This is a genomic window from Sphingomonas sp. Leaf339 (assembly GCF_001426195.1).
Classification (GTDB): Bacteria; Pseudomonadota; Alphaproteobacteria; order Sphingomonadales; family Sphingomonadaceae; genus Sphingomonas.
In genome coordinates, this window is record NZ_LMRS01000061.1 from 16821 (window position 1) to 40523 (window position 23703).

The window sequence follows — 23703 nt, forward strand, 5'->3', positions numbered from 1 at the left end:
GCACAGGCTAGCGACATGAACAAGCGACTGAAGTTGGAAAGCGGAAAATAAGCTAAGAATGACCGGATGTGGGTCTGCGTCCCAGCATCAGCTGATCACAGCATTTTGAAGCACCGGTCGCGACCCGAGCCATTGTCACAGCGCCATGGCGGCTGCTGGCGCAGCGTGGAGTCGTTCGATGTCGGCACGTGGAGGCGCGCCGAACAGTCGCCTGTATTCGCGGCTGAATTGCGATGGGCTCTCATAGCCGACGGCAAAGCCTGCGGTGCTCGCCGTGGCGCCCTCCGTCAGCATCAGGCGTCTAGCCTCCTGCAACCGCAGCTGTTTTTGATACTCCAGCGGCGTCATGCGGGTAATCGCCTTGAAGTGTACGTGGAGCGAGGAGGAGCTCATGCCGGCCTCGGCTGCGACATCGTCGATGCGGATCGGCGCGTCGAAACGCCGGCGGATGGCGGCGATGGCGCGGCTGACCTGATTGAGATGGCTGCCAGCGGTTGCGACGTGACGAAGCATCGGACCATGCGGTCCGGTGAGCAGACGATAGAGGATCTCGCGCTCGATCAGCGGCGCCAGCGCGCGGATCGTGTCGGGTCGGTCGAGCAGGCCGACCAGCCGGCATGCCGCGTCGATCAGGTCGGGATCGCCGGGGTAGACGCCAAGCACCGGCAAGTCTGTTCGGACCAGCCCGCCGCCTTCGATCGCCATGAGATCGGCCAGGATCGAGGCATCGAGATCGATCTTGCAGCAGAGATAGGGTCGCTCGGGGCTCGCATCGAGCACATGACCGACCAGCGGCAAGTCGACCGAGACCAAGAGGTAATGGGCCGCATCATAGACCACGCTGTGCTCGCCGATCGACACCCGCTTAGACCCCTGGGCTATTATGCAAAGGGAGGCCTCGTAGACGGCAGCAGTGGGGGTGCTCGGTGCGTCGGCCCGGATCAGCGAAACATGCGGCATCGCCGTGCTGCAAATGCCTGTACCCACGACGTGTCGATGGATGAGGGCAGAGAGTTCGGCGATCCGGTCCATGCCGACGATCCTTCTCCAATTGCGAGCTGTGGGCAAACATCTGGCGTTAATTCTAGAGGATCGTGCAAGCCATTAGGGCAATCACTCTACCGTGCGACATGGACGATGGCCCATCTGCGTCCCGTCACCACAACGGAAGGACTGCATCATGGCAGGAAATATTGACAAGGTCGTCCTCATCACAGGCGCGTCGAGTGGGATCGGCGAGGCAACTGCGCGAGAAATGGCTGCGACCGGCACCCGGCTGTTCATCGGCGCGCGTCGCGGAGAGCGCCTGAAGGCACTGGCGGAGGAACTGGGCGAGACCGTCGCCTGGCGCGAACTCGACGTCACCTACGGCGCCGATTTCGATGCGTTCGTGGAGGCCGCTGAAGCGCGCTTCGGACGTGTCGACGTGCTGGTCAACAATGCGGGGGTGATGCCCCTCTCACCGCTCGCTGCGCTCAAGCGCGACGAGTGGAAGCGGATGGTCGACGTCAACATCCACGGCGTCCTCAACGGCATCGCCGCGGTCCTGCCGCGGTTCGTGGCTCAGCGAAGGGGGCATGTCGTCAATGTCGCCTCGGTCGCCGCACACATGGTGATGCCGACCGCCGCGGTTTATTGCGCCACCAAACATGCCGTACGCGCCATCACTGAAGGGCTGCGGCAGGAGCATGACGAGGTCCGTTCGACGTTGATCTCGCCGGGCGTGGTCGCCACCGAGCTGGGCCATGACATCACCGATCCTGAGGTTGCTGCGGCCCTGACCGGATGGCGAAAGAAGTCGCTGACGCCGGACGCGATCGCGCGAGCCGTTCGCTATGCCATCGAGCAGCCGGAGGGTGTCGACATCAATGAGGTGATCGTTCGCCCGACCGCAGCGGACATGTAAATGCTTGGGCGTGCCGGTGCCGAAGCGGGGACGCCCAAACGACGAGTTCATACACATTGACGAGCGCTGAGATCAGTTAGCCAGGAGGGGATCGAAACGACTGGGGTTCGGTCATGATCGCATAGGAGGCCATTGCGGCCGTCAACGCGCCACCAGCATCTCTTCCAGATCGGTTCAACCGACCATGAATGTGGCCGAACGCCGGACCGTAACGGCAGCTTGTCCGTTCAGCGTTCCTGATCTTGCACTGCTTGATGGATATCGCCGACCATGCCCGACCATTCCGCATCGCCCATATTGCAGCCCGTCCAGATCGGCGACCTGTCGCTGCGCAACCGCATCGTCATGGCGCCGTTGACGCGCAGCCGTTCGAACGACGACGGGATCCCGCCCGCTTTCGCCGCAGACTATTACTCACAGCGCGCTGACGCCGGGATCATCATAAGCGAAGCGACCAACGTATCTCCCCAGGCGGTCGGCTATGCATTAACACCGGGTATCTGGAACGAACAGCAAATCGAGGCGTGGCGCCCGATCGTGCAGGCTGTCCATGATCGTGGCGGCGTCATATTTCTTCAGTTGTGGCATACTGGGCGTATCTCGCATCCGGACCTACAGGGCGGAAAACCGCCGGTTGCGCCGTCGGCCATCAAGCCGGTTGGACAGGCATTCACCAAGGATGGGATGAAGGACCACGTAACGCCGCGAGCCCTGGAAACGGACGAGATCCCTGGCATCGTCGAGGATTATCGTCGCGCCGCCACCAACGCCAAGGCGGCAGGGTTCGATGGGGTCGAAGTCCATTCGGCGAACAACTATCTGCTTGAACAGTTCGTACGCGACAGCACCAACCGGCGAACCGACCCCTATGGCGGGTCAATCGAAAACCGTCTGCGCTTCCCCCTCGAGGTCGTCGACGCGGTCGTCGGCGTTTGGGGCGCAGGGCGTGTCGGCATCCGGTTGTCGCCAGCAACGACAATGCCCGGCGAGACGCCGCTCGACCGCACCGTGATGGAAACCTTCGGCATTTATGTTGATGCGCTGTCTCAGCGCGGCCTGCTCTATGTCCACGACATCGAGGGCGTGACGCAGCAGACACGTGACGCAGATGGCGTCGACTTTGCTGCGCTGCGCAAGCGCTTCAAAGGGGCTTATATCGCGAACAACCAGTACACGCTCAAGCTGGCCGAAGAGGTTCTTGAGCGTGGCGATGCCGACCTGTTCAGCATGGGGCGGCCGTTCATTGCCAACCCCGATCTCGTTGATCGCCTGCGCACAGGTGCGCCGCTTGCAGAGGCGCCAAAAGAGTATTGGTATGGCGGCGGGTCGGTCGGCTATTCCGACTGGCCGACGATGCGCGGGAATCCGGATCGCAGCTGACCCAGCCCCTCACATCAGAGCCAGCCGTAGGATCGAGCTCATACCGCAGGTTAATCGCGATGAGGCCTCCGGGTGTCGGTGAGCGAGGTTGGGGTTGTGGCCACCGTCGGCGCAGGGGCGATCGCAAGTCCAGCCGCCGCGCCGACAGTGCTGCCATTGGCGCTGCTTCTCTAAATTTTTCCTCGGGAAGCTGCCGTGCGGTTCGGCGGGGAAAGCGCCTATGACGCAGTCCCCGCTTCCGACATTAATGGGTGTCCGAAGTTGGAGCTTTGGAAGATGACAACTGAATGTCCGGGATTGGGTCATTACTGCGACCTACTCCCATCGGCTTGGGAAACTTTACCCGTCATGAATTTGGCATCTGCACCATGGTCAGTTCTAAAGTAATGGGCGGGCGCAAGCGCCCGCCTCACATCCATCACGATAGCGGCGGTTGCCCGTTCGACGCGGTAAGGCCGCCATCGACCGGCAGGTTCACGCCCGTCACAAAATGCGCATCTTCGCTCGCCAGGAACGCGATGGCCCCCGAGATGTCGGCGGGCTCGGCGCCGCGGCCTAACGGGATGCGCTCTTCGAATTTGGCGATCAGCTCAGGCTGTTCCTTCATCCCCGCAATCAGCGCGGTATAGGTCAGCGACGGGTTGACCGCGTTGACGCGTACGCCGTTCCTAGCCTCGTCCATCGCCAGCGCGCGCGTGAAGTTGCTCACCGCACCCTTGGCCGCGCAATAGAAGCTGTGGTTCCAGTCGCCGCCGAGCCCCGACACCGACGACACGTTGATGATGCAGCCCTTAGATGCCCGCAGATGTGCGATCGCCGCGCGGCTCATATGGACGACGCCGTACAGGTCCGTCTCGATCACCTTGGTGAATGCGGAGAAATCGCCCTCGTCGACCTTGCCGAGATGGTCGACGCCAGCGTCGTTGACCAGCACATCGATCCTACCGAACCGATCAACCGCAGCCTGGACGAGAGCCTCACATGCGGCGCGGTCGGACACGTCGGTCTCTTGAACCTCGACTATGCCGCTCAGTTCGCCCCCGAGCCTTTCGAGCGCAGCCTTGTCGATGTCGCCTAACACCAGCGTTGCGCCTTCCTCAGCGAAGCGGCGCGCAGCGCCCTCACCGATCCCTGAGGCGGCACCGGTGATGACGATGACCTTGTTGGAAAAGCGCGCCATTATGCGTTCTCCGCCTGAACGTCGTGCTTGCCTTCAAGCTTCATGATTGTCCTTTCATTATCGTCAGCACTGGCGTTCAGGTCAGGCTGGAATGTCCCGGATGTCGGCGGTGTTCGCGGCGGCAATGCCGTTCTCTCGGTGGCGAAAGTCGCTGAGCGCTTGGTAAACCTGCATGCGCGCGCGCATCACGCCGCCCAGCGGGCGATGGACCTCCAGGCTATGGGCCGGGCGGAACGTCATCACCTCGTCGAAGTAGCGGACGCGGTCCGGCTCATAGGCTGACTGCCGCGGCAGTCGGATCGTGGCGACGGTGCGATACGGGCTTTCGCTCGTCGGCCAATCGACGGAGGTGTCCTCGATGGGCTGCGTCTCAGTATCGGTCCACAGCTGTGCCCGAAGCTCAAACACCGCATCGTTGCCCTCGAAGTAATCGACCGCGGCATGGCGGAAGCCATCCTCATCTTGATGCGGGTCGAGCTGCCAATCGGCGAGCGCCTGTTGCTCGGATGCAACGGGAAAGGCCCCGATCTTGGCAACGTGATCGCCAAAGCGCACCGGGCACTGACTGAAATATTCCTCGACCAGTGGGTGGCTGAAGGGGTGGCCATAGAAGTCCAGCGTCGGGCTTGGACCGGCGCCAACGGCGTTCAGCACCTTGTTGATGTTGCGGGCAATAGAAGCGGCCGCACTCTTCACCCCCTCGGGCATGGGAACCGTCAGGCCGATTTTCTTGGCCTGAGAGAGGAAACTCGCAGCGGTGCCCGCTGGGAAGGTTGTTCCGCTAGCGAGGACGAAGTCCTGCGTCGGCGCGTCATGGCCGGGCAGTTTAGCGCCCTCGACGCCGAACACCTTGATCGACATGCCGCGGTGGGTCGAGACGCGATCTCCAAGCTTCTCTCCCGGCCCTTGCGCGAAGCGGACGGCGACATCGAACGTGCCCGGCTCCGCGAACAGGCCTTGGGCGAGCTCGGACGGCAACCCAGGCGCGACGATGAGCTTGCCGATCACGCACGCCGTGCTCTTGGCATGGCTCGCCCGCACCGCGTGCCCGTCGCGTTTCTCGACCGTCTGGCTTTCCTGGGTCATGCCTTGGATGATGCCGTCAATGCTCTCCTGTTCGTCGTGCTCAGGTGTTTCGATGTCGGGCGAATAGCGCAGGTAGGTCATGGGACGTCCGATCACTTGGCGGGAGCGAAGGAGAACAGCTGCGTCTTGATTGACGGCGGTGCGCCGGGCGTGAACCAGTTAGTGTCCTGGATGTGGCTGGCGGTGACGTACATCGTCCCGTCGCGTCCTTCGGAGAAGGTGTCGGGCCAGCGCAGCCGGCGGTCGGTCAGCACAGTCTCGACGGTCGCTCCGTTCAGCCGCTTGATGGCATAGTCGGTCGGTGACGTCAGGTAGAGCACACCCGTCTTGCTCATCCACAGGCCATCAGCGACGTGGGTTTGCGCGACCGTCTTCACGGCTGCCGCCCTGTCGGCCTCGCTGACATCCGACCGCAGCTTGGCGGTGTCGATCGAGTAGAGCGTCTTGCCGGTCAGCGCCTGATAGTAGAGCGTCTTGCCATCCTTGGAGATCGCGATGCCATCGGCAGCGAAGGCGGGCTGGCGACCGTCGGGGCGGACGAGTGGCTTGCCGTCGAGCGTGACCTTCACCGTCTTGTCGATCTGGGTGGAGGGATGCCCATCGAGCGCGCGGTGGCTCTTGCCGCTCTCTAGGTCGACGACGATGATCGCGCCGCGCGTGCCGCTGTCGGTGATGTAGCCTGTCTTGCCGTCGGGCGAGAAGCGGATGTCATTGAGGTAGGTGCCCTGCAATGCCACATCGCCGGGAACCGGAATCGTCTTCGTCACCGTGTTCGACGACAGATCGATGCGAACCAGCTTGGGCGCGCCCTCGAGGATCTTCTCGTTTCCGGGCGCGCCGGGATCGAGCACCCAGAGATTGCCGTGGCCATCGGGGACGATCGACTGCACGCAGACGAAATAGTCGCCGACCGGCAGCTCGTTGGCGCGGGCGTTGCGCCAGCTGTTCCACTTCGCGTCGGGATAGGGGCGTAAGGATCCGTCCTTCATCACCTCGGCGACGGAGATAGGCGCGTCGTCGGTCCAGCGGGGGAAGTTGACGAAGCGCCGGTCATCCTCGGTCACCGCCACGCCGGTCGCCTGATGATCGAACTGCGCCACCTGCGTCAGCTGTGCGCTACGTCCCTGGGCATGGGCAACACCGGCTGCGGCAGCGGCGACCAAGCCGATGGCGGCAATCCCGACGGCATAGGGGGCGGCTTTCTTCATGGACAGGTTCCTATCGGTGACATCGGTGAGCACGGCGGGATTGCCGGCGAAGAGGGTAAGGAGGTGGCGCACCGCCGCTTGCGGGTTCTCCCGCTGCGGAAAGTGGCCGACCTCGGTCATGGTGATGCGCGCGAACGGCCCGACAAATTTTGTGTGCACGTCGTTCGCAGTCGAGGGCGGGTTCACGCCGTCGGCATCGCCGTGGATGTAGAGCGTCGGCAGCGACAACGTCTTGGTCGCTTTGACCTTGCTCTCCAGCCAATCGCTTCGTGGATCGGGTTCCGCCTCGCCCCAGCGCGCGCGATAGCTGTGGAGCGTCACGTCGAACCAGTCGGGATTGTCGAACGACCGCGCGACACGGTCGAAAGTGGCCTCGTCGAACCATCCCGGCGGCGACCAGTTGACCCAGTGCAGATGCGCGAAGCCGCGGCGGTCGGCCCGTACCGCCTCCGCCCCGCGCGCGGTCGCCATGAACCAGTGATACCACTGCCGCTGGGTCTGCTCGAACGGCGGGGTCGGCATGCCGCCGAGCCGGGGCGGGGTCGACAGCATGGCCATCCGCTCCACCCGGTCAGCCCAACCAACGGCCAGGGCCTCGGCGGTGTTCGACCCCCAGTCGTGTCCGGCGACCATGAAGCGGTCGATGCCAAGCGCGTCGAGCAGCGCGATCATGTCGATCGCAAGTTTGGCGCTGTTGCCAGTCCGCGGGGCATCGTCGTTGAGGAAGCGCGTGGCGCCGAACCCACGCAACGTCGGGACAATGACGCGAAACCCTTCGGCGGCCAGAGCGGGTGCCACCTGATCCCAGGTCGTCGCGTCATCCGGCCAGCCATGAATGAGAAGTAACGGCTGTCCCCCCTCAGCGCCGTGAAGCGACACATCCATGTTGAGGTCGCCAGCGGTAATTATCGGCATTCGTCAGCCTCCCGGCGGTTCAAACTTTTGCGGACGTGTCCTCGGCTCTGCCGTTTCACCGCTGCTGTGGAAACATCGACGCAACGGATTTCAGAACGGCCAAGCACACAATTAGTCTCCGCGCCGACCTGATCAGGTTCAGCGTCAAGGGACCGAACGCCACCTTCGCCGGTCAGCCGCGACCGCCAACTGGCTCATGGTAGGGGCAGCCGTTTACGCGGGCGCGGAAGTCGGCGGAGTGGCGGTAGGTCCCGTTGCGTGCCCGATTGATGTTGCCGAGCGGCTGATGTGCGGCAAGACCGGTCCAGATCGAGAAGCGCATCTCCTCGTTGATCTTCTGAAACTTGTCCTCGGTCAGGCTGTCCTGCTTGGCCGCCCGAATGGTCGCGACGGTCTGGAAGGGCGCATCGTCCTGCTTCCACTCGACGGTCGGGTCCTCGACCGGTTGCTCCTTGAGGTCGCGACACAGTTGCACCCGCACCTCCCACTCCATCTCAAGCACCTGTGCCTCCGACCGAATCACGTCACGCAGCGCATCAGGGCGGATGCTGGCATCGATCGTGGTGCCGGTCTGATCGGTCAGATCCTCGGACACAGGGAACACAGCGAACTTGGCGATGTAGTCGCCATAGCGGAACGGTGTGACGCTGAAGTAGGCCTCGCCCAGCGGATCGGAGTTGGGTGCGCCGCCGAGCGTCTGCACCTTCGGGCTTTCAATCCCGACCGCGCTCAGCACGGTGTTCACGCCGCGAAGCACCTTCGACATCGCCTCCTTGGTGCCCTCGAGCTTGTCGGTGGTGCCTGCCAAGAGCTTGAGGTTGCCCAGGAACTGGTCAGCAGTCTTGTTCTGGAACACCGGACCGTTGACCAAGACGAAGTCCTGCGTCCGTCCGTCGGCACCAAGCAGGCGTTCGCCTTCGACGTCCATGACCTTCAGCGCCAGACCGCGCGGCAGGCTAATGGTGTCCGGCAGGATGTCGCCCGCGTTGGTCGAGAAGCGCATGACGGCCTTGTGCTCGCCCGGGGTGGCGAAAAGGCCTTGGGCCAACTCGGGAGGAAGGCCGTCATGGACGGTCAGCGTTCCCTCGAGAAAGCCGTGCGCCTTGGCGTGGACCGAGCGCACGGCATGACCGTAATCCTCCGCTGTCTTCTTGAGGATCTTGTCGAACGTCTGGTTGAGCTTTGTGATTGTCTCGGCTTCGTCAAATTTCACATCCTCGACGTCGGGAGAATAGCGGACAGGGGTCTGGGTCATGGTCGTTGGTCCTCTCCGGTAAGGAGGCGGCGACTCAACGCCGCCGCCGTCACGCTCAGCGGCGGGCTGCAGGTGCTTCGAACGCCGTCTTCAGCCTTGCGACTGCAAGATCATTCGCCTGCTTGGCGCCGTTCACGACCTTGGCCATGCCGAAGAACTCATGGGTCACGCCCGGGAAGGTTTTCTGCTCGACCTTGTCACCGCCCGCTCGCATCGCGGCCGCCAACGTCTCGCCATCCGAGCGCAGAGGATCGATCTGCGCGTTGATGATCGTCGTCGGCGGCAGCCCACGCAGGTTGGCCGCGACCAAGTTCAGGCGCGTATCCTGCGCATCGGCCTTGCTCGTCTGATAATAATAGCCGAACCACGGCAGCATCGCGGCATTCAGCGGCTTCGCGTTCGCCGAATCCCTACGCGAGGGCAGCGTCATGTTGCTATTTGCGATCGGATAGACCGAGACGATGTGGCGCGGCATCGTCAGGCCGTTGTCACGCGCGTAGATCGCGGTCGCGACCGCGAGATTGCCGCCAGCGCTCTCGCCGACCGTGGCGATCCGTGCGGCGTCGCCACCCCAGTTCGCCGCATTCTGCAGCGTCCAGCGATAGGCCGCGGCCGCATCGTCATGCTGCGCCGGAAACTTGAATTCGGGCGCGTGGCGGTACTCGACGGAGACGACGATCGCGTTGAGCGCCTTGGCCATGGCCCGCGGGGCGGCGTCGTAGGTGTCGACGTCGGCGATGACCCAGCCGCCGCCATGGTAGTAGACAATGACCGGCATCGGCTTACCACCGGCGGGCGCGTTCGCCGGCTTGTAGATTCGCGCAAACTGCTTGGGGTCGCTGCCGTACGGCAGGTCCTGTGTCGTGACCGCAGGATCAGGCGCGGTCGACATGCCCTTCTTCTGCATCGCTGCCTTGGCGCCGTCTGCGGCCGAGGGCTGCATGCGAGCTTCCGCAGGCGTGAGCGTCTCGATCGGCTTTCCGCCGAGCGACGCGAGGGCGTCGAGGACCGACTGCATGTCGGGCGCGGCTTTCGGGGGCTGCACGGATGTCGCGGGAGGCGGTGGCGGAGCAGGTGCCGTGATCGAGCGGGCTGACTGGGCCAAAGCTGGAACGCCTGCGATCGCGGTCGACGCGGCGATTAGCATTGAAATGGTTCTGCGCAAAAATCCCTCCTGTAACTATCCGTTGCCCAACCATTGGATGACCTTCAGCGTTTCGGTACGAAAGTAGACGCAAGCGTTTGAGCAACGAGGTTCGGGAGTATGAGCGGCGGCATGGATGATGAGGCTTTGACGGCGGATGGGGCGCGCAGGTCAAATGGGCTGCCGTGTGAGGCGAATGCGCTGCTACGTCTTTTGAACGACGCTGACCGCGCCGCCCTTGCGCCGCATCTCGAACTGGTGCCGTTCCGCAACGGCGACATGATCGCGCGCGCCGGTGATGCGGCAGACAGCATCTGCTTCCCGTTGACCGGAATCGCTGCGATACTCGACTCGCTCGAGGGCGATCGCCGCTACGCGGTCGCGCTGGTCGGGAGTGAGGGGTTCATCGGGTGGCAGTTGCTGCTCGGCAACGAGCGCTGGTCGCATGACGTGGTGATGAGGGCTGAACACGGCATGGCGATGAGGCTGTCGGCTGCGGCGTTAGACGAGATACTGGCCGACCGTCCGACGATCCGAACCGTTCTGCTCCGTTTCGTCGACGTGGTCATGACCCAGATGTCCAGGACGATCGTCTCGTCGCTCGCGCATTCGATCGAGCGGCGGATGGCGCGCTGGATCCTGCTCTACCACGATCGTGTGCGGGAGGACGACATCTGCATGACGCACGAGGAGTTCAGGCTCATGCTCGGCGTCCGTCGCAGCAGCGTGACCGATGCTCTTCATAAGCTCGAAGAGGATGAGGCTGTCCGCTCCGTACGCGGGCGCGTGATCGTGCGTGATAGGGAGCGGCTGCTGCTGCTCGCTGGCGACACCTACGGGTTCGCCGAGGCGGAGTATCGACGCCTACTCGGCCTCTGATCCCATCGGATCGACATACTACCGCACCCGGGTGACTCCAGTCGTTGGCTAGACAGCCCCTATCTTCGCCGACTTGCCTTCACAACTAAGCTTGGACGATTAATCAAGATCGAGATGTACGAATGGCCGCAGTTGGCGCGCGGTAAAAACGTCGCGAATGACCGGAAATGGGTCAATTCCGCCGGAGCAGCATAACGATCGCCTACGACCATGGGATGATCGCGTAAAGAACGTGCCGGCCTAGAAGGCGAGACACGTTCTGATTGCGCGATACCGACAAAATTGGGCTGATTAGTCCTTGGCGCTGCCTGGTTCGGCCATCTTGCGATGCTGTTCGGCGAGCACCGAACCGGGAATAACGTTGGCCAGCACGCCCTGGACCTTTGTCATGAACCCGGAGAAAACCGAGGCCTTGCCGCTCATGAGCGCATTCCAGCCGTCCTTGGCGACGTCCGCCGGGTCGCGCTTGTTCGGATCGGTGCCGACCGACGTGTCGTTCATGTCTGCGCGATCGAAGAATTCGGTGTCGACCGGCCCCGGCATCAACGTCGTCAACGTGACACCGTCGGCGTCCTTGATTTCGTTGCGAAGCGCCTCGGTAAAGCTGTCGATAAACGCCTTCGAGCCGTTGTAGACCGCCTGGAATGCACCGGGGATATAACCGGCGACCGACCCGGTCACGAGCACCTTGCCGTCGTTACGTGCGACCATCGCCGGCATAACCTTCTGAAGAAGGTACAGTGTGCCCGTGATGTTGGTGTCGATCACGTTGCGCCAGTCGTCGACTGCCTGATCGAGAAAGCCATGGCCGAGACCGTGGCCGGCATTGGCGCACAGCACGTCCACTTTCCGCCCGCTGGTCGCGGCAAGCAGCGCATCGACGCCCTCGATCGTCGACAGGTCCGCCTCGACCGCGGCGACGTCGGTGCCGAACTGCTTGAAGTCAGCGGCGGCAGCCTGGATCAGCGGTTCGTTGGCAACGACGAGAATATCGTAGCCGTCCTTCGCGGCCAGCGTGGAAAGTTCGAAGCCGATGCCCGTCGAGGCACCGGTGATGATTGCGAATTTATTGGCCATTGTTTCAGATCCTCTCAATTAAAGCCGGGCTTGAGCACGACCTTCGTCACTTCGTTCTGGTTGTTCTTGAACATGTCGTAGCCCTTGGGGGCGTCCTCCAGGTCCATGCGGTGCGAGATCAGGAAAGTCGTATCGATTTTGCCCTCCATGATCGCGTTGAGCAGCGCGGGCATGTAATGCTGGACGTGCGTCTGGCCGGTCTTGAGCGTCAGCCCCTTTTCCATCAGCGCACCGAGGGGGAACTTGTCGATGAACCCGCCATAGACCGCCGGCATCGATACGCGCCCGCCCTTGCGACAAGCGATGATCGCCTGTCGGATCGAATGCGCGCGGTCGGTGCCCAGGAAGGTCGACGCCTTGATCTGGTCGAGCACGTTGTCGACGAAGAAGCCGTGTGCCTCCAGCCCGACGCTGTCGATCACCGCATCGGGACCGATCCCGCCGGTCATCACCATCAACGCCTCGTAGACCGCGCTCTCCTCGTAATTGATCGTCTCCGCGCCGAATTTCTTCGCCAGTTCGAGACGGTGCGGGAAATGGTCTATCGCGATGACCCGTTCGGCACCCATCAGGAACGCCGATTGCACCGCGAACAGCCCAACCGGGCCGCAACCCCAAACCGCGACCGTGTCGCCAGGCTCGATCTGCGCGTTCTCCGCCGCCATCCAACCGGTAGGCAGGATATCCGAGAGGAACAGCACCTTCTCGTCGTCGACGCCGTCGGGAATGACGATCGGCCCGACGTCGCTGAACGGCACACGGACATATTCGGCCTGGCCGCCCGCATAACCGCCGGTCATGTGGCTATAGCCGAACAAGCCCGACATGGGCTGGCCGTAGAGCTCCTGCGCGATATCTTGGTTGTCGGCGGGCAAGCCGTTGTCGCACGCCGAATATTGATGCTTGCCGCAATGATAGCAGCTGCCGCACGCGATCGTGAACGGCACGACGACCTTCTGGCCCTTTTGCAACGTCGACTTGGCACCGACCTCGACTACTTCGCCCATGAATTCATGGCCGAGGATGTCGCCCGCCTGCATCGTCGGGATGTAGCCGTCGTATAGATGCAGGTCGGAGCCGCAGATTGCGGTCGCTGTGACCTTGATGATGCAGTCGCGCGGATTGACGATTTCGGGATCGTCGACGGTATCGACGCGAACGTCGTGCTTACCATGCCATGCCAAAGCGCGCATCAAGCCATCTCCTCTTCGCGTTGCTTGCGGTTCATCGCAGCAGTCGCGATCTCGCCGGTTTCCATCAGCTGCTTGAAGCGACGTAAGTCGCGACGTGCCTGGATCGCAGGTTCGCGCTGGAACATCTTGGCGATCAGCTTGCCGACCATGCCGGCAGGCGGATCGTAGGCGATCGTCGCCGTAACGACGGTACCACGCGCGCCGGCGTCCCGGAACTCCACGCGGCCGCTGTTGACGACATCGGCGCCGGGTTCGGATCTCCATGCGATCACGCGATCCGCCTCTTCGTCGGTGATGACGGCATCCCATTCCACGGTCTTTCCCGCCGGGGCGCTCACCACCCAATGCGACCGCGTGGCGTCGATCACATCGATCCTGACGACATTCTCCATGAACGTCGGCAGGTTCGTGAAGTCACGAAAATACGAGAAAACCTCGGCAAGGGGCCTGTTAATGGTGACCGCACGCCCAACGATTGAATCGCCCTCGCGCTCGGGGATATCACTCGCGGCAAGCGGATCGCCGTGTTTCCATGTGCTTGGCGGTGCATCGTCGCCATGTGTCTTGGTATCATCGGTCATGTGGGATCTCCTGCCGGTTACGTACGGCGCCAAAGCCTCGGTCGTAACGCAGGCCGGCGCGCATGTGCCGTCGCCGTCCGTTGCGCGTCGGTTACATCGTGGAAAGTTCGCTGATGTGTGTCTCCACGACCGGCGCGATCGAGGCTGCGGTCGTTTTGAGCGGCGTCACCGTTCCGGATTGCGCATAGGCTTGGTGCAGCACCAGCGCGCGCTGATGCGCCGCCTTCTGTTGTTCGACGTACAACCTGTCACGCGCCGTCCCGGTGGTCATGCGCAGGGCCGCGACGTTCTTGGCACCCATCACGTCGAGCTTAGGCGGCGCAGGGTGCAGGCCAGCGCGTATCGCTGCCGCCTTTACATCAGCAGTCGATTTGGTGTGGTCAGCGACCATCATAGTGGCAAATGACCGCAGCTTTGTGTTCTTTGTCGATGTGAGCAGCAGACGGCTGGACTGGATTTCATACTGATCGCCGGCACCCGCCTTCATCACATAGGTCGGCGCGGGCATCGGGGCCTGCGCAACTGCTGCGACGGCGGGTAGAGCGATCATGACTGCGAACGAAAGACGCTTGATCATGACATTCTCCTGAGAACGCTGCGGCGTGTACTGCCCACAGCTAAAAGTCGAACCGGCCCGAGTTGGCAATGTTCCAGCCTTCGTGATCATCTCAATCTGGATCAATTCGTTTGGTGACTCTGTCAGGCTTAATGCACGGAATTGTAATAAAGCCAGGTAGGCAGGGCAGCTGCCCGGTCCGCGAAAGCCAGCCAGCCCGTTTCGGTACTTCAACTCGTCGCCTGAGGTGATCCGGCCGGTGGTTCTGATAGACGTCCGCTTTCCCCGGCCCCTACGGAATGTAGAGGACCTCTTGTTCAAGCGGGGGATCGATATCTGCCGTGAGACGGTGCGGACGTGGTGGAACAGATTCGGGCCGATGTTCGCCGGCGAGGTGCGCCGCAAACGGGTGAGTCGGATGCGTGGCTTCCGCCACTGGCGCTGGCATTGGACGAAATATACGTGAAGCTGAGCGGCGAGATGGTCTACCTGTGGCGAGGGGTTCGCGTAACACTTACGACATCCGTCAAAACACTTTCTGGAATCAGCAAAAGCGACATCTTTAAAAGGGCTTTTCGCCAATATAATTGCCGGCTTGGCTGTACCGGCACACCAGTACGTCCTCCCGCGCGCCACGCGCGATCGCACAGCCAACTGCACGGGTGTCGCGCCACATAATCTGGGTGTAATGATCGACGTCGGCTACACGTCCGGTGGAGCTATTATTAGGAAATATGCCGGGCTTGAAATAGCGCCCCTCGCGCAACCAGGCATCGATCATCGCTTCGATTGCGAAAGCACCGCGGGTGCCCGCCCACAGGTTCTCGCCCTCTGGCTGGGCGATGTTTTCGGCCGCGTGCTGAAATGTGCCGGTCGTTGCCAGTCGATCCGCCCACTGCCGTGCGCCAGCCGCCAATTCCGGGTCCCAGCGTAGAGGCGGAATGCCAAGTGTTGCGCGTTCGCGGTTGTGGATTGCGAGCAGCCGGGCGTCGGCGTTAGAGGTAAGGCCAGTCGACCCCACGATGAGGGGCGCCAGTGCCAGAACAGCAACCCGCTCCAGCCACGATATCGCTAACCTTGACACCGATCGCCTGCCCGCCACCGCCCGCGCTCCCGCCGTTCGGGAAACGGCATGGCACCGCGCAGGTAAAAACCGGATTAAACCGGCTGGTTAAGCCGCGGGCAGAATGGACACCGGATCGCCACGCCGGACTGATGCATAGAGATGGCGGGCGAACGCCTGCGGGACGCCAATGCAGCCATGTGTAGCGGCACCGGCGCGGACAGCGCTGGCATGGATCGCCACGCCGTCACGGGTCAGTCGCAGCATGTAGGGCATTTCAGCATCATAGAGGGACGAGCGGTGATGAGTTGCGCGAGCGAGGATTGGGAAGGTGCCGGTCGGCGTCGGCTTGCCGTCGGTGCCGTAAAGAACAATCGCTGTGCCAATCTCATGTTCACCGCGGAACACCGAGATTAGCTGCTTCGACAGGTCGACGCGGATCCAGGTCGTGCCAATAGGCACGCCATCCTCGTTCCAGCGGAAATCGCCGAACCGCATTGGCCCGCGCGTGTTGAGCAGGCTGCGGACCGGTCGCGTGCCGCCATCAGGCATGGCGAGCGGCCGAGTGGGGAAGCGGATTCGCGTCCCGTCTGCCACGATCGCGGGTTGGGATATCGATGCATGCTGATCACGCGTACCTCGGTCGCCGCCGCCGCTTACTGCCGCGCCTACCGTGATCGCGGAGACGCCAGCGATCGCGATCGCCACACCTTGCAAAGTTCTGCCACGCAACGCCATGGCTCAAGCTACCGGGTGCCGGCCCGCCGCTGTCGCGCCCGTCAGACGGCGACGGCGAAGGCCGGTGCCCATGGTAAAAAAGCCCATGATCGTCATCAGCCAGGTGGATGGCTCTGGTACAGCACTAACCGGGGGCACAACTGGCGTGATCGGCGTCGTACCAACACCGCCGTTGCCGCCACCACCTCCGCCAATCACACCGATGCCCGTGACCGGAGGGCCCCCGAACGCTACCAAGCCCGGCCCGCCCGGCAGCAACCCGTCACCGACGTTGCCAAAAGCGCCCTGGGGGATATCGAGCAGCGCAAAGACCGGCGGTCCGGCGGCATCGCCCAGTGGCAGCTCCCCGGGCGGTCGGGTACGCGCTTGCCCCAGCACCCGTTCGGTCGGGCCGGGGGTACGCTTAACCCCCACCTTCACGTAGCGCTGCTTCGTTTGGGTCAGCGCTCCGGAGGCGCGCGCGCCCGGCGAGCGAGCGGCAAGGATCGATGCCGGATCGGCAATCGCGACCGCCACTGCACTTTCTAGAGCGGTACCGTGCACCGCCAGCATCAGCGCGGGCAGTGTAAGCAATGCCGCGGCCGCTGCCATCGCCAGTCGCCGCCGGGTATGCGGGACGGCCCCTGTCGATAGCGCCCCGCCTTTTTCACCTTCTGGAAGCATCCCATCCTCCCTGGCTAAAGACGGCGTTTACGACCGTCCGGCTCACCATACCCTGGACGTCAGCCTGAAATGTCGGCTGCGCCATCTTGCATCGTGGTTCTTGCTTTCATAACGAACAACAAGCGGGCCGGTTCGATCCGGAAGCGGTTAATCGTGTCTCAATCCGAGAAAGAGCAGCTGTAGCGGATAAGACAGAACGCCGCTGTACGGTGACGGCACATTAACCACGTTGGTCAGGATTTGGCTTGCCGTTGGACTTGGTCGAGCAACGATGTTCAAATGTTGTGAAAAGCGTAAAGCAGCGTTTTAAGCTGGCATCTCTATACTTGGCAAAACGTAGCCAGGGGTTTTGTCAAAGCTAATGCACTGGCTGATAATCAGGGAAGGGTAGGCGGGGGTACCCGCTTGATGCGATCGAGCGGATAGGACCGAAGCCAGTCAGTGTCGAACAGGCCCATCATGCGGTCTCTCCAGAAGCGAGATTGCGCTTGTGCGTGCGGCCGATCTGAAAGCCGAGATGCAACACGAGCCATTGAAGTTCAAAGAACCACACCTCGCCTTCGCCGGCATGGCCAAGATCGATCTAATCCATGCGCTCGACGCAGATCGGTCCCCAGTTATGCCAGGGCTCGGTGGCGGTGATGATCTTCCGGCTGATGCTCACAGGAATTTTCCGATCTGAGAACATGCGTTGAAACCGAGAGGCGAAAGAGGCTGCCGGGCGTTATTCCGGTCCCCGCCAATCGCGCCAGGAGAGCGACATGCCCGATACGAACGATACGGCCCACGAACCTGACAACTTCGGCGATCTGCCGATCCAGCCAACCGGTTCGGGCGTCGCCGATCTCGAAGTCGCTTACGAGCAGATGCGGCTTGCCGAGGAAGACGGCGGTGTGACCGCTGCCACCAGCGCCGACGAGATCACGCCTACAGAAGATACCGAGGACGCCGCCGATAGCGCCGCGCACCCCAGCTGATCCGACATGGCAGAAGTAGTTATCAGCCCGAGCGGTCCGGGTGCGATGGAAGCCGGACTGATGATCGACGAAACCGGCATGCGTTTCGTCGTGCTGACCTTCAAGGAACCTGACGTTGATCCGGTCATCGTCACGTTCACGGTGCCGCTTTTCCAGGATTACGTCAGCCACCTGGTGAAGACCGCCGAGGCAGCGGGCGACGAGTTCAACTGGCGACTGCCCCAATGATCCTGTCGCGCCGCCGGTAAAAGGCGGCGCGACGTTTCCCACGAATGCGGCGCTCATCGACCCTGCTCCGAAAGGCTGCGCGTGGCATTCCACGGCCGTGAATTACCTGGCGAAGCGGGTTCAGGCTAAGCCCAAAGCAATCTCGGGTACCGACGCTGGCCCGCCTAAAGCTGACCGTCCGCAGTCCTCCCCATTTAGGTGCCCGGTAGCCAATCAGGGTCTTGAACGCGGCCCCGACCAGATGAAGGAATGGCCGAAGTTGGGAAGCGGGAAGGGCTCGCCGAATGACTAGAAATGGGTCCAAATGCCTGCCAATCGCGAAGCCGAGATCCTCAGTTTAAAGCCAAGCCGCAATCACGGCAGAAGGGCACCATCGTCATAACCGAGCATTTGGCATCCGACGCTTATGGCCTCCTCATCCTGGCACCTGAGGTCGCGCTTGGCAGTGGCTGGCTGGGAGGCGACAGGGTCGTCGGTCGGGCAGCTATCCGTGACCTGTTGATCAAAGCCGCTCGTTTCACGAACGATGAACGGCAGAGACTAACTATCCATTTGCCCAGCAGAGCGATCACGCTCCGGTTGGATGAGATCGAACGATACTTCGGAACGTAACACCGCTCCGCGGCGGCTCCGAGCGCGAGCAAAGTCCGACCTAAGCGGAGAAGTTCGAAACGGACCGCGAATGTCTGGGTTGAGCTCGCCAGCCACGATAATAGCGAGTTCGACCCAGAGCCGCTCATGCGGGAAAATGAATCCCACAGAGTTTGTTGCCATCGGGATCGCGGAAATAGGCTAGTTCAATGGCCCCCATGGATGGGCTCATTCGCGGTCCCGGTGGCGCTTCAACGGACGTGCCGCCGTTTGCGATGGCGACGTCATGGAACTCCTTCACCTGCTCGGGCGAATTGCAGGAGAATGCAACGGTGCTGCCGTTCGCCACGGTCGCGGGCTCATCGTTGATAGGCTCGGTGACGATGAAGTTGGTGCCGTTCTCGTTGCGGTAGAACAGGCGCGTATGGCCGCTGCCTGCGATATTGAGGGTGGCCTCGCTCACCCCGAGGACGCTCAGCACTTCGTCGTAGAAGCGCTTGGAGCGCTCGATATCGTTGGAACCCACCATCGTATGAAACAGCATGGTCTCTCTCCTGACAGAAGGCTGCCTGATGCAAGGCGCCTGTAAGTGTCCCATAGCCGAGACAGACGTGCAGTCACGCCTCGTTCGTCATCGACGTCGCCTGAGGGTAGCAGAAAGGCGTGCGGCCAGGCGGGCGAAGCAATAGTAACCAAGCTTCGGCGTTGCCTGAAGACAAATGGCGCACGACGGTGCAGGACATCTTGGCGCGGATATCCTGCTTCGCGCAATCCAGGGATGCGACACAATGACCATGAAGAGCTTCGCGCTGCTCGGTAGCGCAATCGTCGCCTTGGGTGGATGCAGTGGCCCAAGCTCGAACGAGGCAAATGGGACAGCGGCGTCGGGTCCGGCAACGACCGCGACCCGCGTCCGCGGCGTCGTGCAATCCGTTGGTCCAAATGCTCTTGCGGTGCAGACCTATGATGGTCGTGCTGTGTCCGTGCCGCTCGACACCAAGACCGGCTTCGCATGGGTGGTCGGTTCCAGTCTGGCCACGCTGAAGGACGGCGATTTCATCGGCACGGCAACGACAGGGGCCGGAGACACAGTGCGCGCAGTCGAACTGGTCATCTTCCCGGAATCGATGCGCGGGACAGGCGAGGGTCATTATGACTGGGACGTTCCCGGCGTCGTCGCCGCGGCTGGTGGCGATGCGAGCGGATCAAGCGCCATGACCAATGGCACGGTTGAGCAGCAAAGCGCCATGACCAACGGCACCGTGGAGCAACAGAGTGCCATGACTAACGGCACGGTGACAGAGGGTGCCGGCAAGTCCGGCGAGACGACGCTGACCGTCTCCTACAAGGGCGGAAAGACCAAGGTTCTCGTGCCGGCCGGCACGCCGGTGGTCCGCTTCGAGCCGACGCAGCGGTCAGTGCTGGCGAAAGGTCAGAAGGTTTTCGTCGTCACCGACGCGAGCGCGCCGGGAGCCAAGTTCGTCGCGATTGGCAAGGACGGGATCACGCCGCCCATGTAACCGCTCGCCCGGTGACGCGTCACGGCGTCGGCGGGATGGCTATTGTGTGAGGCAGCTTGGCGGCGCGTAATTCGTTCGCCAGGTCCTGCCACCGGATACCACTCCTCCCGCCGACGTCGAAGGCGCCGGGTTGACCATCGGCAATAGCTAAAGCTGCATCACCGAACATTGCCCTGAGTGCAGCCGTCATATCAAGGATGCGCCGGTAGCGACCTTCCGAGCCCGCTTCGACCGAAGCTGCAGTATCTGAGGAGAGGTCGGGCTCAGGGTTCATGATCGAGATACGGCGGGTGCAGCGGTTTCGATGCAAAGTCTGCGGGTTCGCTGGTCATGCCGTGGACCATGGCGATGTACCGTCCGCGCCGGCGCCCCGGAGTGGAGACAAGAGCGATCCACAAGGTCGAACATGCGTCCACCCATGTTGATGATCGATCGCATCATTGCAGAGACGGAAAGAGGACGTTGAACAGCATGACCACGACCCTTCGCGCTCGCCTCACGGTCCTGGCTAGCCTCTTCGCCGCTGGCTGCTCGCCGTTAGGCGTGTTCGACACGCTGGTGCCTAAAGATCGAGGTGCGGGAAGGGTCGCAACCGCCGTAGCATACGGTAACGATCCACGTCAGAGGCTGGACGTTTATGCACCGCGGCCGCAACCAATCGGCCGGCGACCGGTGGTGGTGTTCTTCTATGGCGGAAGCTGGAACAGCGGATCGCGCTCAGGTTATGCCTTCGTCGGCAGAGCGTTGGCGGCAAAGGGGTTCGTTGTCGTTATCCCCGACTATAGGCTCGTGCCTACGGTTCGCTATCCATCCTTCGTGGAGGATGGCGCAGCAGCCGTACGCTGGACCGAGGCACATGCTGCAGAGTTCGGCGGGGACCCGGCTCGGCTCATACTGATGGGTCATTCGGCGGGCGCCTATATCGCCGCCATGCTAGCGGTAGACGATCGTTGGCTGAAGGACGATCGGCAGGCGGTCAGAGGCTTCATAGGAATGGCTGGCCCCTATGACTTTGCTCCTTTCGATGTCGACGCCAGCCGTGCCGCGTTCGGTGGATGGCCCCGGCCCAAGGACACGCAGCCCGTCACGTGGGCCGGGACCGGAGATCCACCAGCGTTGCTGCTCGTTGGAGCGGACGACACCATTGTCCGCCCGCGTAACAGTGAAGCGCTCGGCGCAAGATTGCGTGCGGGTGGCGTTTCGGTGGACCTCCGGTCCTATCCGAAGATGGGCCATGTTAGCCTGCTCCTGGCGCTAGCGCGCCCATTTAGGAGCAGGGCACCGGTGCTCGAGGATGTCGCCAGCTTCGTAGGCAAGGTAAATTGATCGTACGTCTTGGACGGTGCTCGATACATAGAAAATGCTCAGCCGAAAGGCAGTTTCAAACTCGACGTCCCCTCAGTCGGCGAGAATGCGGGTTCCACTCCCCTGTTGCGCTATTTGCAGCAACCTGAACGAACGTTTGAAGTCGGAAAGGCGAAGGGTCACCGGGAACGTCTGCTTGTGGGTCTACCAGCACGAAGCTTGATCGTTAGCTTACGAGCGCGCGTATTTAACCTTCCAGTATGCCAAGGCGCCAAAGGATAGCAGGACCCCATCCGAGAAAGGTGATCATTGTCGTCGCGAGCAGAAGGCAGGCCGCCACTGTGCTTAACACCAAAGTCGCTACGATTTTGGTCGACGCGGAGGCGTTGCGTTGCCGCCCCTGGATGAAGAACTCTGCTACAGCCAAGTTTGGCAGGTAGAACCAGAAGACCATGATCATGTCGAACCAGCCATCGAATGTCTTCGTATGTCCAACGCCGCCGGCTAGCAGGCGCCAGAAGCCATAGTCCATCCGGTAAAGCCAGGAGCCGATTGCTAGCGCGAACAGCCGGATGGCCCAAGCCCGATGCTGAACGAGACGTCGTGCCATAGCATGCCGGACAGTCTCTTCGGCGGCGACCGCCATCAACGCGCCGTATAGTGCAAAGCCGGTACTCATTACCGGTCCGCCAACGGTCCCGCGGAACACGATGTAAACCAGGCCTCCGATGCCTGTCACGAAGGCCGCCGTCGCGTATACTCTGCCAGTCCAGCGGTGCAGGACGGGGTGGCGCTGTCGAACCCCAGCCATCAGTTGAATCGGTCCCAATAGAAGCAGCACGGCGCCAAAGCCGAAGTGTAGGCCAATGCCGACGTTCGCAGACAGCGAACCTTGAGCGTACAGACCCGGAAAGCCGTCATTCCAATCCTGATACGTCCCGGCCACCGCGCCACCGACGTACAGCGCCAAAATAAACGCTGCGAAGATGCCCGAGCTGATCCAGACGATGGCGACTAGGCTTCTGGCAGACCAGCGCAAAGCCTTATCGACCCACCCGGCGTTAAGCCTGGAGTTTGGCAGTGCATCTGCATCGCGCAAGGTAGCCAACGGCGTTGCCCCTTCAATGGCAAACGGAGGCTGTCACACTGCATTAGCTGACGCAACTTACTTGCCGAATGGTCGGCTCAGGCGGGTCAACCCTCTATCCGGCACGCGCTGGCCAACCTATTCTGGTAGCTTCCGGACCGCGTCCGTTATCAGCGCTACCGTTCCCTGGCCCTGCGGCAAAGTTGGATTGATGATGCTGAAGTGACCGGTTTTAGCCGGCCGGTAAGCAGTGACCGGATCGCCTGATCGACGCGCCTTGTCGATATAAGGCTGCATGAGATCGGCGAACGCCGCCTGTGCGAGGTACTGGGGGACGTGCAGCGGCAGGTGATCCTGAGGAGAAGCGTCACGGTAGCGTTGCGGCACCTGAGCCGGTGTTCCGCCCATAAAGGGCACGATCACGGGTTTGCCGCAGGCGTCCGCATCATGGCCAATGAATTCGGCCAGCGCACCCGGCCCGTCGATCGCCACTACCGCCTTTGGCAGCAACGGATCGGGCAACGCTACCTGGCTACCAGGCGATAGCCGATCGCGCGTCGCGCTCCAGAGTGCGAGTTGCGCACCTGCCGAGTGCCCGGCGACCACCAGTCGGTTCAGGTCGAGCGGGTAACGCCGAGCAAGCTGCCTCAGCGCATCGATCGCGGTGCCCACGTCGCGCATCGTTCCGGGCCATCCACCACCGGCATCGCCGACGACGCGGTACTGCACGTTCAGGGTGGCGATGCCTCGCCTGGTCAGTGAATCGGCAATGGGTGCGATCGTCCCGCTACTGCCGAAGCTGACGTCCCAGCAACCACCGTGGATGATCACGGCGATCGGGAAGGGCCCTTTACCGGGCGGCACGCGCAGATCGGCATATTGCTTCGGTGCGGGGCCGTAGCGGAGAGTCTCGGTCGGAGCGCTCACCGCCATGCGCTCAAGCGCGGACGGACCGTAGAAGTGCCAAAGATAAGCGAAGCGGGCGTACGGCCACGACGCGATGCCGAGCCCGACGATGACTATTACGATGCCGCCCCAGATCCACTTTCGCATAAGACGCCCCCGCCAGCTTCCTCAGTAGTAGCACCATCGAGCGGCAAAAGGGAGCGCTGGCAACCTGAACGAACGACCGAAGCCTGGAAGGCGTTTGAGCCGGCTTAGCGTCGGGTTC

The 23703-nt window shown here is 62.4% G+C and carries 24 protein-coding genes; 7 read left to right on the forward strand and 17 right to left on the reverse strand.

Annotated features, from left to right (window positions below):
• Positions 1-135: 135 nt before the first annotated feature.
• Entirely contained in the window at positions 136-1032 is an 897-nt protein-coding gene (locus tag ASG67_RS17755; RefSeq protein ID WP_056533030.1) for an AraC family transcriptional regulator, read from the reverse strand.
• A 148-nt stretch (positions 1033-1180) separates the two neighbouring features.
• Here ASG67_RS17755 and ASG67_RS17760 point away from each other — a divergent pair, with 148 nt between their 5' ends.
• Both ASG67_RS17760 and ASG67_RS17765 read left to right on the forward strand, forming a co-directional pair.
• Entirely contained in the window at positions 1181-1906 is a 726-nt protein-coding gene (locus ASG67_RS17760) for an SDR family oxidoreductase (protein WP_056397236.1), read from the forward strand.
• A 270-nt stretch (positions 1907-2176) separates the two neighbouring features.
• Entirely contained in the window at positions 2177-3286 is a 1110-nt protein-coding gene (locus ASG67_RS17765) for an alkene reductase (protein ID WP_056533033.1), read from the forward strand.
• Between the two features lie 418 nt (positions 3287-3704).
• Here ASG67_RS17765 and ASG67_RS17770 read toward each other — a convergent pair whose 3' ends face one another.
• From ASG67_RS17770 to ASG67_RS17790, 5 genes are all read right to left on the reverse strand, one after another.
• Positions 3705-4466 (reverse strand): SDR family NAD(P)-dependent oxidoreductase, encoded by a 762-nt coding sequence (locus ASG67_RS17770; protein WP_056533036.1) that lies wholly within the window; start codon positions 4464-4466, stop codon positions 3705-3707.
• A gap of 81 nt (positions 4467-4547) precedes the next feature.
• A complete protein-coding gene (locus tag ASG67_RS17775; RefSeq protein WP_056533038.1) occupies positions 4548-5633 on the reverse strand; it encodes a catalase family protein in 1086 nt (361 codons plus the stop codon).
• Between the two features lie 11 nt (positions 5634-5644).
• Positions 5645-7675 carry an L-dopachrome tautomerase-related protein gene (locus ASG67_RS17780; protein ID WP_056533041.1) on the reverse strand — a complete coding sequence of 677 codons (2031 nt, stop codon included), beginning with the start codon at positions 7673-7675 and terminating at the stop codon, positions 5645-5647.
• A gap of 172 nt (positions 7676-7847) precedes the next feature.
• Entirely contained in the window at positions 7848-8930 is a 1083-nt protein-coding gene (locus ASG67_RS17785; RefSeq protein WP_056533044.1) for a catalase family protein, read from the reverse strand.
• 55 nt (positions 8931-8985) lie between these two features.
• Entirely contained in the window at positions 8986-9975 is a 990-nt protein-coding gene (locus tag ASG67_RS17790; RefSeq protein ID WP_235535291.1) for an alpha/beta hydrolase, read from the reverse strand.
• 219 nt (positions 9976-10194) lie between these two features.
• Here ASG67_RS17790 and ASG67_RS17795 point away from each other — a divergent pair, with 219 nt between their 5' ends.
• Complete coding sequence (locus ASG67_RS17795; protein ID WP_056533050.1) at positions 10195-10953, forward strand: Crp/Fnr family transcriptional regulator; 759 nt, start codon at positions 10195-10197, stop codon at positions 10951-10953.
• 291 nt (positions 10954-11244) lie between these two features.
• On the opposite strand, the gene ASG67_RS17800 is transcribed toward ASG67_RS17795, so the two are convergent.
• The 7 genes from ASG67_RS17800 to ASG67_RS17835 form a co-directional block, all read right to left on the reverse strand.
• On the reverse strand, positions 11245-12030 hold the full coding sequence (locus ASG67_RS17800; protein WP_056533053.1) for an SDR family NAD(P)-dependent oxidoreductase: 786 nt from the start codon (positions 12028-12030) through the stop codon (positions 11245-11247).
• Positions 12031-12044: 14 nt separating this feature from the next.
• Positions 12045-13223: a zinc-dependent alcohol dehydrogenase gene (locus ASG67_RS17805; protein WP_056533056.1), complete on the reverse strand. Its 1179-nt coding sequence runs from the start codon at positions 13221-13223 to the stop codon at positions 12045-12047.
• A complete protein-coding gene (locus ASG67_RS17810; RefSeq protein WP_056533059.1) occupies positions 13223-13804 on the reverse strand; it encodes an SRPBCC family protein in 582 nt (193 codons plus the stop codon). The genes ASG67_RS17805 and ASG67_RS17810 overlap by 1 nt, the downstream gene beginning before the upstream one ends.
• A gap of 91 nt (positions 13805-13895) precedes the next feature.
• Positions 13896-14381 carry a DUF4142 domain-containing protein gene (locus ASG67_RS17815; protein WP_235535292.1) on the reverse strand — a complete coding sequence of 162 codons (486 nt, stop codon included), beginning with the start codon at positions 14379-14381 and terminating at the stop codon, positions 13896-13898.
• Positions 14382-14922: 541 nt separating this feature from the next.
• Entirely contained in the window at positions 14923-15444 is a 522-nt protein-coding gene (locus ASG67_RS17825) for a CAP domain-containing protein (protein ID WP_082543650.1), read from the reverse strand.
• A gap of 87 nt (positions 15445-15531) precedes the next feature.
• Positions 15532-16020 carry a L,D-transpeptidase family protein gene (locus tag ASG67_RS17830; protein WP_235535293.1) on the reverse strand — a complete coding sequence of 163 codons (489 nt, stop codon included), beginning with the start codon at positions 16018-16020 and terminating at the stop codon, positions 15532-15534.
• Between the two features lie 144 nt (positions 16021-16164).
• Positions 16165-16824, reverse strand: a complete 660-nt coding sequence (locus tag ASG67_RS17835; RefSeq protein WP_082543652.1) for a PEP-CTERM sorting domain-containing protein — start codon at positions 16822-16824, stop codon at positions 16165-16167.
• A 761-nt stretch (positions 16825-17585) separates the two neighbouring features.
• On the opposite strand from ASG67_RS17835, the gene ASG67_RS17845 reads away from it, so the two are divergent.
• Both ASG67_RS17845 and ASG67_RS17850 read left to right on the forward strand, forming a co-directional pair.
• Positions 17586-17801 (forward strand): hypothetical protein, encoded by a 216-nt coding sequence (locus ASG67_RS17845; protein WP_056533072.1) that lies wholly within the window; start codon positions 17586-17588, stop codon positions 17799-17801.
• A gap of 60 nt (positions 17802-17861) precedes the next feature.
• Positions 17862-18029, forward strand: coding sequence for a hypothetical protein (locus tag ASG67_RS17850; RefSeq protein ID WP_156460915.1), 168 nt, complete (start codon positions 17862-17864; stop codon positions 18027-18029).
• Between the two features lie 736 nt (positions 18030-18765).
• Here the strand turns inward: ASG67_RS17850 and ASG67_RS17860 are convergent.
• Complete coding sequence (locus ASG67_RS17860; RefSeq protein ID WP_056533082.1) at positions 18766-19164, reverse strand: VOC family protein; 399 nt, start codon at positions 19162-19164, stop codon at positions 18766-18768.
• Positions 19165-19408: 244 nt separating this feature from the next.
• Here ASG67_RS17860 and ASG67_RS17865 point away from each other — a divergent pair, with 244 nt between their 5' ends.
• On the forward strand, positions 19409-20140 hold the full coding sequence (locus tag ASG67_RS17865) for a hypothetical protein (protein WP_056533213.1): 732 nt from the start codon (positions 19409-19411) through the stop codon (positions 20138-20140).
• 19 nt (positions 20141-20159) lie between these two features.
• Here the strand turns inward: ASG67_RS17865 and ASG67_RS17870 are convergent, their stop codons facing one another.
• Positions 20160-20414 (reverse strand): hypothetical protein, encoded by a 255-nt coding sequence (locus tag ASG67_RS17870; RefSeq protein ID WP_056533085.1) that lies wholly within the window; start codon positions 20412-20414, stop codon positions 20160-20162.
• Positions 20415-20611: 197 nt separating this feature from the next.
• Here ASG67_RS17870 and ASG67_RS17875 point away from each other — a divergent pair, with 197 nt between their 5' ends.
• Positions 20612-21466 (forward strand): alpha/beta hydrolase, encoded by an 855-nt coding sequence (locus ASG67_RS17875; RefSeq protein ID WP_056533088.1) that lies wholly within the window; start codon positions 20612-20614, stop codon positions 21464-21466.
• 226 nt (positions 21467-21692) lie between these two features.
• Here ASG67_RS17875 and ASG67_RS17880 read toward each other — a convergent pair whose 3' ends face one another.
• Together ASG67_RS17880 and ASG67_RS17885 are read right to left on the reverse strand one after the other, a co-directional pair.
• On the reverse strand, positions 21693-22553 hold the full coding sequence (locus ASG67_RS17880; RefSeq protein ID WP_200940840.1) for a DUF2306 domain-containing protein: 861 nt from the start codon (positions 22551-22553) through the stop codon (positions 21693-21695).
• 117 nt (positions 22554-22670) lie between these two features.
• A complete protein-coding gene (locus ASG67_RS17885; protein WP_056533091.1) occupies positions 22671-23585 on the reverse strand; it encodes an alpha/beta hydrolase in 915 nt (304 codons plus the stop codon).
• Positions 23586-23703 lie beyond the last annotated feature (118 nt).